This window comes from Psychrobacter sp. CoH-33_TS_01, assembly GCF_058189395.1.
Window position 1 is genome coordinate 1 of the sequence record NZ_JBVGQI010000087.1, and the last position, 248, is coordinate 248.

1 protein-coding gene is annotated in these 248 nt (G+C 76.6%); it reads left to right on the top strand.

What is annotated here, in order from left to right; genetic code table 11:
• The coding region (locus tag ACZ2XM_RS15640) for a hypothetical protein (protein ID WP_490619036.1) at positions 1–248 on the top strand (248 nt) is incomplete at both ends.

The window sequence follows — 248 nt, forward strand, 5'->3', positions numbered from 1 at the left end:
GCCGTAGGCGACCTCGCCGACCCCCTGCTCGTCACGGTCGACCGCGCGAACGGTCGGTCCCAGGCTGCCCTGCGCGGCGCGATCGACGCGGCGACCGGGCTCCCCGGCTGGACGGCGACCGATCTCGACGGCCTCCTCGCGGCTCCCGCCACTGCGGTCGACGTCGACTCCGTCCCCGCCGACCAGGACCGCGTCGCGGTGATCGACGGGTTCCGCGCCGCGCAGGGCGGTCTGCAGCGCATCTCGGG